This window comes from Arthrobacter pascens, assembly GCF_017052465.1.
GTDB lineage: Bacteria > Actinomycetota > Actinomycetes > Actinomycetales > Micrococcaceae > Arthrobacter > Arthrobacter pascens.
Window position 1 is genome coordinate 105,070 of sequence record NZ_JAFHKT010000148.1, and the last position, 15,552, is coordinate 120,621.

Annotated in this window: 11 protein-coding genes; 7 read left to right on the plus strand and 4 right to left on the minus strand. The window is 67.8% G+C overall.

From position 1 onward, the window contains the following. Positions 1 to 77: 77 nt before the first annotated feature. A complete protein-coding gene (locus JYA52_RS16690; protein WP_307869410.1) occupies positions 78 to 1,295 on the plus strand; it encodes a TIGR01906 family membrane protein in 1,218 nt (405 codons plus the stop codon). Positions 1,296 to 1,301: 6 nt separating this feature from the next. Here JYA52_RS16690 and JYA52_RS16695 read toward each other — a convergent pair whose 3' ends face one another. Continuing rightward, positions 1,302 to 3,008 (minus strand): dolichyl-phosphate-mannose--protein mannosyltransferase, encoded by a 1,707-nt coding sequence (locus JYA52_RS16695; RefSeq protein WP_205654288.1) that lies wholly within the window; start codon positions 3,006 to 3,008, stop codon positions 1,302 to 1,304. A gap of 207 nt (positions 3,009 to 3,215) precedes the next feature. Between JYA52_RS16695 and rsmI the strand changes: the two genes are divergently transcribed. After that, positions 3,216 to 4,037: a 16S rRNA (cytidine(1402)-2'-O)-methyltransferase gene (rsmI, locus tag JYA52_RS16700; RefSeq protein WP_307869426.1), complete on the plus strand. Its 822-nt coding sequence runs from the start codon at positions 3,216 to 3,218 to the stop codon at positions 4,035 to 4,037. Positions 4,038 to 4,222: 185 nt separating this feature from the next. Then, positions 4,223 to 5,722, plus strand: coding sequence for an NAD-dependent succinate-semialdehyde dehydrogenase (locus tag JYA52_RS16705; RefSeq protein WP_205654290.1), 1,500 nt, complete (start codon positions 4,223 to 4,225; stop codon positions 5,720 to 5,722). Here JYA52_RS16705 and JYA52_RS16710 read toward each other — a convergent pair. Genes JYA52_RS16710 through JYA52_RS16720 form a run of 3 tightly spaced genes read right to left on the minus strand, consistent with a single transcriptional unit; the run spans position 5,719 to position 10,800 of the window. Beyond that, entirely contained in the window at positions 5,719 to 8,247 is a 2,529-nt protein-coding gene (locus tag JYA52_RS16710; RefSeq protein ID WP_307869411.1) for a transglutaminase TgpA family protein, read from the minus strand. The two genes, JYA52_RS16705 and JYA52_RS16710, sit on opposite strands and share 4 nt — an antisense overlap. After that, positions 8,244 to 9,671, minus strand: a complete 1,428-nt coding sequence (locus JYA52_RS16715; protein ID WP_205654292.1) for a DUF58 domain-containing protein — start codon at positions 9,669 to 9,671, stop codon at positions 8,244 to 8,246. Before JYA52_RS16715 ends, JYA52_RS16710 begins: the two co-directional genes overlap by 4 nt. A 10-nt stretch (positions 9,672 to 9,681) precedes the next feature. Continuing rightward, a complete protein-coding gene (locus tag JYA52_RS16720) occupies positions 9,682 to 10,800 on the minus strand; it encodes an AAA family ATPase (protein WP_205654294.1) in 1,119 nt (372 codons plus the stop codon). A gap of 254 nt (positions 10,801 to 11,054) precedes the next feature. Here JYA52_RS16720 and JYA52_RS16725 point away from each other — a divergent pair, with 254 nt between their 5' ends. The 4 genes from JYA52_RS16725 to JYA52_RS16740 all read left to right on the plus strand — a co-directional run bounded on the left by JYA52_RS16725 (position 11,055) and on the right by JYA52_RS16740 (position 15,534). Then, positions 11,055 to 11,942, plus strand: coding sequence for a TatD family hydrolase (locus tag JYA52_RS16725; RefSeq protein WP_205654296.1), 888 nt, complete (start codon positions 11,055 to 11,057; stop codon positions 11,940 to 11,942). A 269-nt stretch (positions 11,943 to 12,211) separates the two neighbouring features. Further along, the gene (locus JYA52_RS16730) at positions 12,212 to 13,396 is read left to right on the plus strand and encodes a resuscitation-promoting factor (RefSeq protein WP_240460447.1); all 1,185 of its coding nucleotides are present in this window, start codon (positions 12,212 to 12,214) and stop codon (positions 13,394 to 13,396) included. 197 nt (positions 13,397 to 13,593) lie between these two features. Beyond that, positions 13,594 to 14,481, plus strand: a complete 888-nt coding sequence (gene rsmA, locus JYA52_RS16735) for a 16S rRNA (adenine(1518)-N(6)/adenine(1519)-N(6))-dimethyltransferase RsmA (RefSeq protein WP_205654298.1) — start codon at positions 13,594 to 13,596, stop codon at positions 14,479 to 14,481. 90 nt (positions 14,482 to 14,571) lie between these two features. Beyond that, the gene (locus JYA52_RS16740; RefSeq protein WP_205654300.1) at positions 14,572 to 15,534 is read left to right on the plus strand and encodes a 4-(cytidine 5'-diphospho)-2-C-methyl-D-erythritol kinase; all 963 of its coding nucleotides are present in this window, start codon (positions 14,572 to 14,574) and stop codon (positions 15,532 to 15,534) included. The last annotated feature ends 18 nt before the right edge of the window (positions 15,535 to 15,552 follow it).

Consider the following 15,552-nt stretch of genomic DNA (forward strand, 5'->3'; position numbering starts at 1 on the left):
ACGGTAGGCTCTTCAGGAGATATACAGCGTGCCTGGCACTGACCTGGAGCGCGGAAGCCTACGGAAGTGAAGCTGCAGTGAACGACAATACTTCGACCCCGTCCAGACGGCTCGATCCGCAGCCGGCAGCCGACGATCCGGCGGTTGATCCTGCGCACGACTCAGATGAGCCGGCGTTCGAGTGGATGAAGGGTGCCCCCGCGGCCAAGTCCTCGGACGGGACCGCCGCCGACGGCGCTGCAGCCGGCCGTCCAGCGGCAGATGACGACGCAGCACACCCGGACCCGGCCGCCGACGAGCCAGCCGGGCGGGTCCAGGCCGGAAGCAGGGCGGACCGCAAAGCCGCTGAAGCTGCGGCCGCCGCGGACGGCTCATCGGATGTGGCGCCGGACGTGGAGTCGGACACCGGCGAGCCGTCGTCCGGGGGTATCCCGGGCGCCCACTACAGCGAGCCTCTCCCGACGTCGGCCCTCCAGATCCGCCCTCCCCGCGAGGACGTGGAGCGCCGCAACGCGGAGCGCGAGCACGCGGCCAACGCAAAGCCCGTGCTGCCGCGCGTCATGCAGGTCATCCTCGCCGTTTTCTACCCCGTCATCCTCCTGGTCCTGGCAGTCCGCGCCGTGACCAGTCCGCTCTTCCTTTGGGCCGAGTACCACCGGCCGGGCTTCCCGGGCGACGGCTATGGCTTCAACTCCGACGACCGCATGACCTACGGATCCTACGCCGTGGACTACCTCAGCAACTGGTCAGGACCGCGGTACCTGGGCGAGCTCGTTAACCGCAGCGGAGAGAAGCTCTTCCAGGACGGCGAAGTCAGCCACATGGCCGACGTCAAGCTTGTGATCCTTTCGGCATTCGGCGCAGGCGCACTGCTGATCCTGGTGAGCATCGCCGCCATCATCTACCTGCGCCGCCGCAGCACTGGCGGTGTCCGGCGCGGCCTGTTCGCCGGCTCCATCGTCACGCTTGCGCTCATCGGCGGCCTTGCCGGGCTCGCCCTGCTCGGCTGGGAGCAGTTCTTTACCGAGTTCCACCGGATCTTCTTCGCCAACGGCACGTGGACCTTCGCACTGGAAGACACGCTTATCCGGTTGTTCCCGGGGCAGTTCTGGATCGATGCGGGCATTGTCATCGCAGCGCTGGTCGTGCTGGCTGCAGTGGTGACCCTGATTCTGACCTGGCCCACGCGGCGCCGCCGCGGCCTGCCGAAGCGGGCCAGGAAGTCCCGCAAGGGTGAGGGTGCGGAAGCGGAGTCCGGCGCCGACCTCGGTGAGGACCGGTCCGTTCGGCTGTGAGGCGCCTCAGATCCAGGAAGGCATCCACATCCTGAATCGCCAGTCCTGGTAGGGGATGACCTCCGCGGTCCAGATCGGATAGAAGAACGCCGAGAGCAGGACGGCGCCCACAAGGAAGAGCACCACCCCGTACAGTCCTGACCGCCGGCGCCACAGCGGGTCCGTCCTGCGCCCCAGGACCAGGCCCAGGCCGTATGCAAGCGCCAGGATGAGGAACGGTTCGAAGGATACCGCGTAGAAGAAAAACATGGTCCGTTCCGGATACAGGAACCAGGGGAGGTAGCCGGAGCCCACCGCGGCGAGTACGGCGCCTGCCCGCCAGTCCCGGCGGCCCGCCCACCAGAACAGCAGCACCACCAGGGAAATCGCGGCACCCCACCAGATCAGCGGGTTCCCGACGGACAGGATCGCCGAGGTGCAGCTGGGCACGTCGCAGCCGGGGGTGCCCTGCTTCGGGGATTCGTAGTAGAAGGAGGTGGGCCTGCCCATCACCAGCCAGCTCCATGCGCTGGCCTCGTACGGGTGCTCCGAACTCAGCCCCTGATGGAACTTGTACGCCTCGAGGTGGTAGTGCGCCAAGGAGCGCAGGCTATCCGGGAGCCAGCCCCAGTCCGCACTCGGGTTCGTCGTAGCCCATTGCCGGTAGTAGGCATCCGTGGACCGGAACCATCCGGTCCAGCTTGCGGCGTATGTCAGCGCGGCCACGGGGACGATGCTGAGGAACGCCACGAGGCCGTCCTTGATGACGCCGGCGCTGATCCATCCACGGATGCCCGCGGTACGGCGTGCGCTCAGGTCCCAGAACACCGTGAGGAGACCGAAGCCGGCAACGAAGAAGAGCGCCGACCATTTGGTGCCGACGGCCAGTCCCAGGCAGACTCCCGCGAGGACGCGCCACCAGCGGATCCCCAGCCACGGCCCCGACAGCAGCTGGAGCTGGGACGGCCGGCCCGTCGGGGAATCAGCCGCGAGCCGCGCCAACCGGACAGCCAGCCGGCGCCGGCCGTCATCGCGGTCCATCAGCAGCGCACCGAATGCGGCCAGGATCCAGAACATGAGGAAGATGTCCAGCAGCGACGTCCGCGACATGACCAGGTGGTGACCGTCGACGGCGAGCAGCAGTCCCGCTGCGGCGCCCAGGATGAGGGAACCAAAGAGCTTTTGGGCGATGAGGGCCACGAGGGCAATGGACACCGTGCCCGCCAGTGCCGCCGAAAACCTCCAGCCCAGAGGGTTGTCCGGACCGAAGATCCACATGCCGCCGGCGATCATCCACTTGCCCACGGGCGGGTGGACCACGTATTCGGGCGATGCCAGCAGCACGCCGGGGTTCCCCGCGTTGAAGGCGTCATTCGCTTTGTCCGGCCAGCTCCGCTCATAGCCGCTGACAAGGTACGAGTACGCGTCCTTGACGTAGTACGTTTCGTCGAAGACCAGGCTCCCCGGCACTTCCAAACGGGTAAAGCGCAGTACCCCGCCCACCGCGGCGGTCAGGGCAGGCACCAGCCAGAACCACAGCCTGAGCGACGGCGGGTAGTCGCGCCAGCTCCGGATGCTCCCGATGAGTCGCCGCGTCAGTTCGCCGGCCGTGAAGGCCTCTGACGGGCGGCTGACCCAGCCGCGGCCCGCCAGGTTGCGTGCCGCAGGTTCGGTGGCGGAAGCCGGTGTACTGGCGGAACCGGCCGCGTCAGGCCGAACGGAGGTCTGCGTCACGTGCCCATGCTACCTTTCGCTGCTGTGTGTCTCCTGCAGGAACTGCCTCTTGCAGGATTCTCCTGTCTGGTTGCTGGATCGGCCGTGTGCCGCGGTGGACGCCCGCGGCAGTAGGCTGGATGCGTGGACCATGAACCGAACAGCACGCAGGCCGTTACTTCCGAACAGGCGGCGGGTTCGGACCTTTCCGGCGACCGCCCCGGGAGGATCGTGCTGGCGGCCACGCCCATCGGCAACGTGGGAGACGCTTCTGCGCGGCTGGTCGAGCTGCTGGCCTCGGCGGACATCGTGGCGGCCGAGGACACGAGGCGGTTGCACCGGCTCGTGCAAAGCCTGGGAGTAACGGTCGGCGGCCGGATCATCAGCTATCACGAGCACAATGAGGCCACCAAGACGGCCGAACTGCTGGACCAGGTCCGTGCGGGAAAGACCATTGTCATGGTTACGGACGCCGGCATGCCGGCGGTCTCCGATCCCGGGTTCAGGTTGGTCGAGGGCGCCGTGGCGGCGGGGCTCACGGTGACGGCCGTCCCCGGCCCCTCCGCCGTCCTGACCGCCCTTGCACTGTCCGGGCTTCCCACCGACCGCTTCTGCTTTGAGGGATTCCTTCCGCGCAAAGCCGGTGAACGCGCATCGCGGCTGGCCGATCTCGACGCCGAACGCCGCACCATGGTCTTCTTCGAGGCGCCGCACCGCCTCGAGGCGATGCTGCGGGCGTTGCATGAACGGTTCGGTCCGGACCGCAAGGCGGCCGTGTGCCGCGAACTGACCAAGACATATGAGGAAGTGCTCCGCGGCACGCTGCGGGAGCTGCTGCAGTGGGCCGAGTCCAACGAGGTCCGCGGAGAGATTGCGGTAGTGGTGGGCGGAGCACCCGAACGGGCGCCCGGGACGCCGGAGGATAACGTGGCGGCCGTCAACGAGCTGGTCGCCCAAGGCCTCCGGCTCAAGGACGCCGTGGCCGCCGTGGCCGAAGAGGTCCGCGTCAGCAAGCGCGAGCTGTATGCGGCGGTGCTCGCAGCCCGGTAATTCACCGGGCGGAGCGCTGTGCATTTGCACAGCAGTGCGGGTCATGCGTAGTGCGCACATGCGTAGACACTGGCGAGATCCGGGCAGTAGCGTGGCATTAAACCAGCCAAGAAAACAGCAGCCCAGGCGTTCCGCTGCAGGCAGCTGCACCAACCCGCAACCCCATTGCTGACGAGGGAGTCACCGTGTCTGTTACTACACAGTCCACCGTAACCGCAGAGCGCGAAGGCGAACTGCTCGCTTCTGTTCCCACTGGCCTGCTGATTAACGGCGAGTGGCGTCCCGCAGCATCAGGCAAGACCTTCGACGTCGAAGACCCATCCACCGGCAAGGTCCTGCTGAGCATCGCCGACGCCGGAGCCGAGGACGGCATGGCCGCCCTCGACGCGGCTGCCGCCGCCCAGGAATCCTGGGCCAAGGTTCCGCCGCGGGAGCGGGGCGAAATCCTGCGCCGTGCCTTCGAGCTGGTGACCGAGCGCGCCGAGGACTTCGCGCTGCTGATGACCCTGGAAATGGGCAAGCCGCTGGCCGAGGCCCGCGGTGAGGTCACCTACGGCGCCGAGTTCCTGCGCTGGTTCTCCGAAGAGGCCGTCCGTGCGTTCGGCCGCTACTCGGTCTCCCCGGACGGCAAGTCCCGCCTGCTGGTCACCAAGAAGCCGGTGGGCCCGTGCCTGCTGATCACTCCGTGGAACTTCCCGCTGGCGATGGCCACCCGCAAGATCGCCCCAGCCGTTGCCGCAGGCTGCACCATGGTCCTCAAGTCTGCAAACCTGACCCCGCTGACGTCTCAGCTGTTCGCCGCCGTGATGCAGGAGGCCGGCCTGCCCGCCGGTGTCCTGAACGTCATCCCCACGTCCACTGCCGGGGCCACCACCGGACCGCTGATCAAGGACGCGCGGCTGCGCAAGCTCTCCTTCACCGGCTCCACCGAGGTGGGCCGCCGCCTGCTCTCGGACGCGTCAGAAACCGTGCTCCGGACCTCCATGGAACTGGGCGGGAACGCCCCCTTCGTGGTGTTCGAGGACGCCGACATCGACGCCGCCGTCGCCGGTGCCATGCTGGCGAAGCTGCGCAATATGGGCGAGGCCTGCACCGCCGCCAACCGTTTCATCGTGCACGAATCCGTCGCGGACGAGTTCGCCGAGAAGTTCGCAGCCAAGATGGCGGAGATGACCACCGCCCGCGGCACCGAACCCGAGTCCAAGGTCGGTCCGCTGATTGATGCCAAGAGCCGGGACAAGGTCCACGAACTCGTCACCGATGCCCTCGCCTCCGGCGCCAAGGCTGTCGTGGGCGGCGCGCCGGTCGACGGTGCGGGCTACTTCTACCAGCCCACCATCCTGAAGGGTGTCACGGAGGGGACGCGGATCCTGTCCGAGGAGATCTTCGGCCCCGTCGCACCGATCATCACGTTCGGCACCGAGGATGAGGCCATCCGCCTGGCCAACAACACCGAATACGGACTCGTGGCGTACGTCTTCACGAAAGACCTGAACCGCGGCATCCGGATGGGTGAACGCCTCGAGACCGGCATGCTCGGCCTGAACGCCGGTGTTGTCTCCAACGCCGCGGCGCCGTTCGGCGGCGTCAAGCAGTCCGGCCTCGGACGCGAAGGCGGACTCGAAGGCATCGAGGAATACCTCTACACCCAGTACATCGGCATCGCCGACCCGTACGCAGGCTAGCCCTCGCGGAGCCGCCGCAGGCCGTCGCGGGCCCTCGTCCAGGAGCCCGCGGCGGCCTTTCCTGCGCGCGCCACGCCACGTGCGACGGCCCGGAACGGCGCACCGGCGAGGCTGCCCCACCGTGACATCACCGACGGCGGCAGCCACTCGGCGCGCAGGCGTCCCAGAAGTCCTGCGTTGCGGCGCAGGGCCTTCCGGACCACGGCGATCTCTTGTGCCGCCCGCGGGTCCGGGGAGGCAGCCGTCCCAGCCGGGCCCGCGGCGGCCGGCCGGCCGTACTGGTGGCGTTCAAAGGCGGTGGTGAGACCATGCACAGCGGTCTCTGCCTCGAGGTGCCCTGAGGACCTGGGTGCCCGTGCATCAGGGGCATTGGGATGTGGGGCCGGCCTCAGCGCCGGCGAACTGCTGAGCCGGGCAGAAAATGCGCGGGGGGTCTCACTGGGAAGCGGGCGCACGCCGTAGTCCGTGGCGAGGTCCCGCAACTCAGCCCATGCGAGCGGAGCGGCCGCCTGCCCGGTCCGGGCTGCCGGTCCCCGCAGGCGCCGGGAGCGCAGGCCCGTCCGTACCATCCGCGGCGCCGTGGCAATCAGCACCAGCAACAGCCCGCCTGCCGCCCCATAAAGCATTGCAACCGTCTGGTTCCCTGCCCTGGCCTCGCCGCCTCCGGGGAGGGGGAGGGGATCGGGTGTCGTTGCGGGAGGCGGGGTGGCGCCGTTCGTGGGCAGCAGGCCGTCATTGGTGCCGTCATTCGTGCTGGCGCCGCCGGAAGAGGAGTCCTGGGCGTACGGCGGCACTTGGCCGCGAGAGGGGGTGGGCTCGAACGGCACCCAGCCAAGCCCCTGAAAATACAGTTCCGGCCAGGCATGGGCGTCACGGGCGTCCACTTCGAATTCGGGAAGCGCGCCCTGCCCGGCGACCGATACCGTGGCGCCCGTCAGCCGGCCCGGGGCATAGCCAACCGCGATCCGGCTGGGAATCCCCTCAACCCGGGCCATGACGGCCATGGCGGACGCGAAGTGGATGCAGTAGCCGCTTTTCTGCGTCAGGAAGTCCGCCAGCACCGACAGGCCGTTGCCGTCATAGCCTCCCTGGACCGGTGATTCGAGGGAATAGGTGAACGCCCCGCCCCGCAGGTACCTCTGAATGGCCATCGCCTTCTCGTAGGCGGTCCTGCTGTCCGATGTCACCGAGTCGGCGGTGGTCCGGACGACTTCCGGCACGTTGGCCGGTGGCCTGATGAACTCATCGGGTATACCCCTGACCGGCGCTGATGACCCGTCCAGGAGTTCCGTGGTCAGCTTCGGGGCCGAGGACCGAACCAGGTACTGCTGGTTCCGCGAATTGGTGTCGGTACCCCTGATGCTCAGGGTGGCGGGATCCCAGCTCCACCGGCCGGTCAGTCCGTTGACCGCTTCGGGCGCGTAGGGGACAGGCAGGTACGGGCTGGTGAAGTCTCCGGTGTTGACCACAGTGACCTGGCGGACCTGCTCCGGAGCCAGCATCTCGTGCCCCACCTCCATGCGCCCGGGCCCCGTTCTGCGGGAGGAATTGCGGTCGTCCGGGGACCAGGCCTCGCCGTCGAACCGGTCCACTGTCACGGAGCGCAGATACAGGGGCGTGGTGGCATTGGTGGCGTAGGTGATCCGTCCGTCGCCGGACGGGCGGCGCAGGCTGTTGCCCAGGCTGATCATGGGATTCAGGCCGCTGGAGGAGGCCCACGGATTGAGCCGCGATCCTTGCGGGAACGTGCCTTGGTCGAAGCCGGGAATGACGAGCTGCAGCACCAGCGTGGCCACCAGCGCAACGGCACCGGTCATGGCGGCGCGTTTGATCTGCCCGGGATTCCGCGCGGTGTCCGCCTGGACCCGGGCATCCGGGGCGAACCACTGGCTGCACGCGAGAATGAGCAGGAAGCCCGTCGCCGTTCCAAGGAATCCAGCCAACCCGACGCTTTGTGGCTTGATCATGGCCGGCACCACGAGCACTGCCAGGAGGCCCAGGCCGCTCGTGGCGGGCATGCCCAGGGGAAGGGCAAGCGCGTCGATGAGAATGACAACCAGGCCCAGGGCGGCGCATGTCACCAGGACGATGCCTGCGTTTGGAGCGACCGGAGAGCTTTCCGACAGGACCGTTTCGCTGGCCCTCCGGAGGTGCCTGCCCAGTGACGTCATGGTGGCGTCCGAGGGAATGAAGCCGGCGATGCTGTCCCGGCGGAAGAACGTGAAGATCAGGATGAACAGCAGGGACACGAACCCGCCCAGGGTGACCAGCAGCGGCTGGGCCCGCAGGGCGCGGAGCCCGGCCATGGTCAGGGACACCACCAGGATGGTGGTGAGCACCGGCAGGAACCAGGCCCATCCCCTCAGCACACCGTTGAGGGAGACGGCTGCCCCGATCACGGCGACCGCCACTGCCCCCGACATGGCCCACGGATAGGCGCCGGCGCCCGGACGGCGGCGGGGTTCCGATGCGGCCGTCGAAGGCTGCGGCGCGGCACCGGTCTGACGTTGGGGAGCGAGAGTCACCGCGTCACCTCCGCACCGCGGCGCACGTCGGCAGCCGCAGCTGCCAGGGTGGCGTCGCCTTCATCGAAATACGTCCATGCTGCCGGCAGGGATGTGGCCGCATCCACGGACACGGCACGCCAGCCGCCCAGGCGCAGTGCCTCGAGGACCTCGGAGGACTCCGCGGGCCTGTCGGTGATCACGATGGCAAAGGCGTTGGCCGCGTAACCGGCGGCAGGCGCCAACGCCCGTGCCTCGGCCAGCGAGATTCTTCCGAGGACCGCCAGCACGGGGCCGCGCATCCGGTGCGCTGCAAGTTTGTCAATGAGCCGGTCATCGAATACCGACTGCCCGGATTCGCTGCCTCCGGAGTGCTCCCGGAGGGACGCATCGTGCTGCTCCCGGCGCAGGTGGTGCGGACCGGAAAGCTGGATGGCCGCCAGGCTCTCGGCGATGGACTGGAGTCCCGCCGCGCCGCTGTATTCCTCGCAGTCAGGTTCCGGCGCGGACGGCGAGCGGTGGAAGGCGGGGTCGCCGGCGGCGTCGAGGAACCGGAGGGAGTAATTCCGATCGGAGAGGTGGGCGCTGACGGACATGGCGGCCGTGACGGCCCATTCGAAGGTGTCGCTCGTGACGAGGTCGTTGCCGTCGTCGCCTGAACCGCTGAAGACCGAGCCGAAACCGCTGGAGTGTGCACCGAACCGCTGGTCGAGGATGATCGTCGCCTCGGGCGTGGTCACCGATTCCTCCTGCCGCACCATCAGGGCGCCGTGGCGTGCAGTTGCGGGCCAGTGGACCCGCCGCATCGGATCGCCGTGGCGGTACTCCCTGGTCATGACGTCATCGTCACTGGGATTGGCCCGGATCCGCGTGGCGGTGATGCCGTCGTTTCCCCGTGCCCCTGCGAGTCCCGTGACGGGAAGCTCGACGGCGGCCGGCGTCACGGTGAGCGTGTCGCCGTCGTCAATCGTGTGCCTGTGCAGCGAAAGCCCGAACGGGTCTGTGAACTCGGCCGTGACGGGGCCGATCGTGAACTGGCCCCGTTTCCCGGAGCGCAGGCGGTACTCGTAGCGGCTGGTTCCGCCGCTGGCGGATCTCGAGGGAAAGCGGAACGCCGGCGACTCGCCGAACCTCGAGGGGAGCCGCTCTTCCATGATGATCCTGCCCGCCTCCGGCCCCGTCCGTGCGACCGCCAGCCGCACGGTGGTGGCTGACGCCGTCTCGACAGTGGCCGGGCTGAACTCCCGGTACACGCGGAAGCGGGGCTTGACCAGCCGGATGCCTGCGAGCGCAATGAGCGGCAGGACCACCAGGAGGACGCCCAGGCCGAGCAGGTCCCGGCGGCCCATGACCTGGGCGCACAGCAGGGAAAGGGTGCCTGCCGCAAGGAGTCCCCAGCCTCGGGAGGTGAAGAGGTGTCGGGGGAGATGGTCCAGCAGTGCCATGGCAACCTGGCTAGCGGCTGGGCCGCAGTTCGGCCGCCCGGGCCTGCCGGGAGGCATGAACGGACTCGGTCATCTCCTGGCTGACGGGAAGCTTGGCGAGTACGCCCCGGATGACGCTCTGGGGTGTCTCTCCGGTGCTGACGGCCTTGCGGTCCAGGATGATGCGGTGCGCCAGCACCGACTCGGCAACAGCAACGACGTCGTCCGGGAGCACGAAGTCCCTGCCGTCCAGTGCCGCGGTGGCCTTGGCCGCGCGGAGCAGCTGGAGCATGGAACGCGGGCTGGCACCAAGGCGCAGCATGGCGCTGTCGCGCGTGGCGCGTCCCACGGCCACGGTGTACTCCTTCACGGACTGGGACACGTAGACCTGCTGGACGGTGGCAATCATCGCCGCGACGTCCGCGGAGGTCACCACGGAGGTCACCCGCGCCAACGGGGACGTGGCCTGGTGGGTCTCCAGCATTTCGATCTCGGACTCCTTGTCCGGGTAACCCATGGAGATCCGTGCCATGAACCGGTCCCGTTGCGCTTCGGGCAGCGGGTAGGTCCCTTCCATCTCGATCGGGTTCTGGGTGGCCACCACCATGAACGGTTCGGCCAGTTTGTAGGAATGGCCGTCCACCGTCACCTGGTGTTCCTCCATGCATTCGAGCAGGGCGGACTGGGTCTTGGCTGAGGCTCGGTTGATTTCGTCGCCGATGACGACGTTGGCGAAGACGGCACCGGGGCGGAACTCAAACTGGCGCGACGACTGGTTGTAGATGGACACGCCGGTCACATCGGAGGGGAGAAGGTCGGGAGTGAACTGGATCCGGCTGACGGAGCAGTCGATCGTGCGTGCCAGAGTCTTGGCGAGGAGGGTCTTGCCGACGCCCGGCACGTCTTCAAGCAGCAGGTGGCCCTGCGCCAGCAGCACTGTCAGGGCGAGCTTGGCAGCTTCAGCCTTGCCATCGATCACCGTGTTGATGGCGGACAGGATGCGTTCGCTTGCGGCACGGAAGGCCTGGGGGCCCAGGGGGCCGGGCTTGTGGCCGTTGAGCTGGTTTCCGCCGTGCGCAGCCCTCTCGGCGAACCCTTTCCCGCCGGGAACTATCTCCTCATCCATCCTGGTGCGTCGGTGCGGTTCCATCGGCAACCTTTCAGCCCTGAGTGACGCGGGGAACGGTGCAGCAGCAGCCTGCCGTTGCCCGTCTTTGGGCGATCACATCTCTCCGTACCAGCGTACTAACACAACTGCCGTACCTGACAGAGAGTTCCGGGTAATTCTGGGCTCCCCCCGCGGCGACTGCTGTGACGACTGCGGCGACGACTGTTGCGACGCCTGACACCGGTGCCGCCACCGGCCGGGCAACGCGTGAAGGGACTCGCCGCTAGGCTGGAGGAATGTGCAATTCCCTGACCCCTAATGCGTACCGGGCGCCCGGAACAGACGGGTCCGGCAAGCAGGGCTACCCTCCCGCTCCGGAGCCACTGCCGGTGCCCGTGATGGACAACCATACCCACCTCGACTACCCCGGAGCCGACCCCCAGGTGGGGCTCAGCGCCGCCTTGGACGCTGCCGAGGCAGTCGGGGTCCGCGGGGCTGTCCAGGTTGGCACCGACCTTGAATCCTCGAGGTTTACGGTCCGTGCGGTTGACCTGGACGCCCGGCTGCTCGGCGCCGTCGCGATCCACCCCAACGACGCGCCGGACTATGCCCGGCGGGGTGAGCTTGAGGCGGCGCTTCGGGAGATCGAGGAGCTTGCCGCGCACCCCCGGATCCGGGCCATCGGGGAAACCGGCCTCGACTTCTTCCGCACCGAGGGCGAGGGGCTGGTGCACCAGCGCTATTCGTTCCGCCGCCATATCGACATCGCCAAAAGGCTCGACCTGACCCTGCAGATCCATGACCGGGACGCCCACGACGACGTCGTGCAGGTGCTGCGGGAGGAGGGCACCCCGGACCGGGTGGTCTTCCACTGCTATTCAGGGGACGAGGACCTGGCCCGGATCTGCAACCGCGAAGGGTGGTTCATGTCCTTCGCCGGAACGCTCACCTTCAAGAACGCCGCCAACCTCAGGGCATCGCTGGCGGTTGCCGAGCCGGAACTGGTCCTGGTGGAAACTGATTCGCCGTTCCTCACTCCGCATCCCCACCGGGGCAGGCCCAACGCCAGCTACATGGTGCCGTACACCGTGCGGGCCATGGCGGAATTGACAGGTACGGACCTGGCCGCGCTGTGTAGCGGCATCAGCGAAAATACCTTGCGCGCCTACGGATCCTGGGAGTGAGCCCGCACACCCTCCCGAGCCGCCGGTACATACCCGGTATGTAATATTTTTGGTCCGTTTATAACGGATCGATTACAGTGAACAACTATTAGCCGGGGTCGGGGAAGGCCTCCGGATGATGTCACTCACGTTTTCAGGCAGGGCGCCTCCGGTGTCCTGCCTTGTGAGTGTGGCGGCGCGCAAGCCTGCTGCAGACCTCCGGGCTGTTCCGGAGCCACCCCCGGGTGTCCCTGCCGCAGGTACTGCTGTGCGTTTTTCCCCGTGCCCGGATGGCTCCAAAGATATGGGCAATCGTGGTCAAGTTCTTTACGTCGGACGGCAAGTTCAGTTTCGTCAAGGTAGCGGCCCAGCTTGTGGTGCTCTCGGCACTCGTACTCGGGCTCGTGGCCTTTGTGGGCAACAACAAAACAGTCACCCTGAATATTGATGGCAAAGTAAGCTCCGTCCAGACGTTCGGCGGCACGGTGGAGCAGGTCGTCAAGGCCGCCAAAGTGGACCTCCAGGCCTCCGACCGCGTGTCCCCCTCGCTGGACGCGCACGTTGAGAACGGCTCGGTGATCAACGTCAACCTGGCCAAGGCAGTCAAAGTGAGCCTGGACGGCGCAGAAAAGACCGTCAGCACCACGGCTCAGGACGTGGCCGGCCTGGTGACCCAGCTCGGAGTGGCCAGCGCCTCTGAACTTTCGGTGCCGAGGACCGCCCAGCTGTCCGTCGACGGCTCCTTCGTAGCCATTTCGACGCCGAAGACCGTGAGCATCCTGGCCGACGGCAAGGCCGCCAAGACCACCACCACAGCCACCACGGTCGGCGAGGTACTCAGGGACGCCAAGGTGAAGCTGGCAACCGCCGACCGCACCTCGCAGCCGGCCAACGCGCACGTTGTCAACAACATGGTGATCAAGGTATCCCGCGTCGATACCAGCAAGACGGCCACCGTCACCGAAGAGGTCCCCTTCAAGACGCTGACCACGGACAGCGCTGCCCTGCTCAAGGGTGAAGAGAAGGTGACCCAGGAAGGTGTCCCCGGGACCGTGACGAAGAAGTACAAGCTCGTCCTGGTCGACGGCCGGGAGGCGAGCCGGACGCTGGTCTCCCGGACCGCAACGCTTGAGCCGGTGACGGAGAAGATCACCATCGGCACGAAGGAGGAGCCCAAGCCCGCCGCTGCGCAGGAAGACGCCAACACCGGCGCCGCAGCCCCGGCCATGATGAACGTGGGCATGTGGGACAAGATCGCACAGTGCGAATCGGGCGGCAACTGGTCGATCAACAGCGGCAACGGCTACTACGGCGGCCTGCAGTTCGACATCCAGACCTGGATCGGTGCCGGTGGCGGAGCGTACGCCCCCAACGCCAGCCAGGCCACGAAGGCCCAGCAGATCGACATCGCCAACCGCGTCTACGCCGAGCGCGGCCTGCAGCCCTGGGGCTGCGGCTGGGCGGCCGGCAGCTAACACGCCGCGACGCAAAGCACAGGCACCACAGCCCTTCCGCGGCACCTGACCACGGCTGCGGGGCTGCGAAAGGCTGGGTCCGGAATCTCCGGGCCCGGCCCTCGCCGTCCCACCTTGCCCTCCCGCCTTGCCTTCCGCGCCCTTGCCTTCCCCGCACCGCGCCGCGGCTGCGGGGGCTGGCGGGATAGGATACCTAGGTGACTGACCCGACTCCCTCCGCCCCCGGTACCGCGCCCGCTCCTCTCTTTGGCGCGTCTGACATCCGCAGGCTGGCCGAGGAAATCGGTGTGCGCCCCACCAAGACGCTGGGGCAGAACTTCGTGATCGACGGCAACACCATCCGCAGGATTGTGGCCGCAGCAGGCGTCGGGCCGGAGGAGACAGTCCTCGAAGTTGGACCCGGGCTCGGATCACTCACGCTGGGGCTGCTGGACGCCGCGAAGTCTGTTGTCGCCGTCGAAATCGATCCGGTGCTGGCAGCCAAGCTGCCGGAAACTGTGCGGCAGTGGCGGCCGGACGCCGCCGGCGACTTCCATCTTGTGCTCGCGGACGCCATGAAGGTCACCGAACTGCCGGCAGAGCCGGCGGCGCTCGTGGCCAACCTGCCCTACAACGTGGCTGTTCCCGTTGTCCTTCACCTCCTGCAGCACTTCCCGTCGATCCGGCACGGCCTGGTGATGGTCCAGGACGAGGTTGCCGACCGCCTTGCCGCCGGCCCCGGGTCCAAGATCTATGGGGTGCCGTCCGTCAAGGCGGCGTGGTACAGCAGCATGCGCAAGGCCGGAGTGATCGGCATGAACGTCTTCTGGCCTGCCCCCAAGATCCAGTCCGGGCTGGTGGCCTTCACCCGCCGGGAACCTCCGGCCACCACGGCCAGCCGGGAGCAGGTCTTCGCCGTGATCGATGCCGCCTTCGCCCAGCGCCGGAAAACCCTCCGCGCTGCCCTCGCCGGCTGGGCCGGAAGCGCGGCCGAGGCGGAGCGCTGCCTCGTGGCGGCCGGTGTGGATCCCACGGCGCGCGGTGAGGTTATCGACATCGCAGCTTTCGCCCGGATCGCCGAAGCCCGCCAGGCTGCGGACGCTTGACCGGCAGGCGCCGGAAACAGTGGACGCCGGGAACACGTTGCCGCCGTGCCCTTGTTGGAGCCCGGCGCCGCCATGCCCTAGCTTGGACTCATGAACGCAGTGAGAGGGCGCTTTGCGGCGAGGACCGTCCGGGTCAAGGCTCCGGGCAAGGTGAACGTCTCCCTGGATGTGGGCCCACTGCGTCCCGACGGCTATCACTCGGTGGCGAGCGTTTACCTGGCCGTTTCGCTGTATGAGGAAGTGGCCGCCACCAGCACGCCGGGGGACGGCATCACGGTGGGCATCAGTCCGGACAGCACGCTGGACCTGGACGGCGTCGACATCCCGCTCGACGAACGCAACCTTGCCTACAAGGCCGCCGCCCTCATGGCCGATGTGTCCGAGCATTCCACCGGGGTGCACCTCGACATCACCAAGCGGGTGCCGGTGGCTGGCGGCATGGGCGGCGGATCCGCCGACGCCGCCGCCACGCTGCTGGCCTGCGACGCGCTCTGGAACAGCGGACTGTCCCGGGACGAACTGGCCCAGCTGGCCGGGGAACTGGGTGCCGATGTGCCCTTCGCGCTGCTGGGCGGCACGGCGGTAGGGCTGGGCGTGGGCGATGATCTCTCTCCGGCCCTGGCCAAAGCCCAGATGGACTGGGTCCTGGTCACCGCCGAGTTCGGGCTTTCCACTCCGGATGTCTTCAAGACCCTGGACAGGCTGCGTGAGGCCGAGGGGCTTGAGGTGGACGAACCCACCGCGGTGGACCCGAAGATCCTGCAGGCGCTACGCAGCGGTGACCCCGACGCCCTAAGCAGGGTGCTCGTCAACGACCTTCAGCGGGCCTCCATCGAACTGGCGCCCACCCTCCGGGACACCCTGGGCCTCGGCGAATCGTGCGGAGCCATCGCAGGGATCGTCTCGGGCTCCGGGCCCACCGTCGCGCTGCTGGCCCACAACCCGGAAGCCGCCGAAGGCCTCGCCGAAGAGCTCCGGCACAAGGGGCTCACCGCCCTCCCGGTCCACGGCCCGGTGCCCGGCGCGCGCATCATCTCCGATACGCTCCTTTAATACCCTCCTAATACCCTT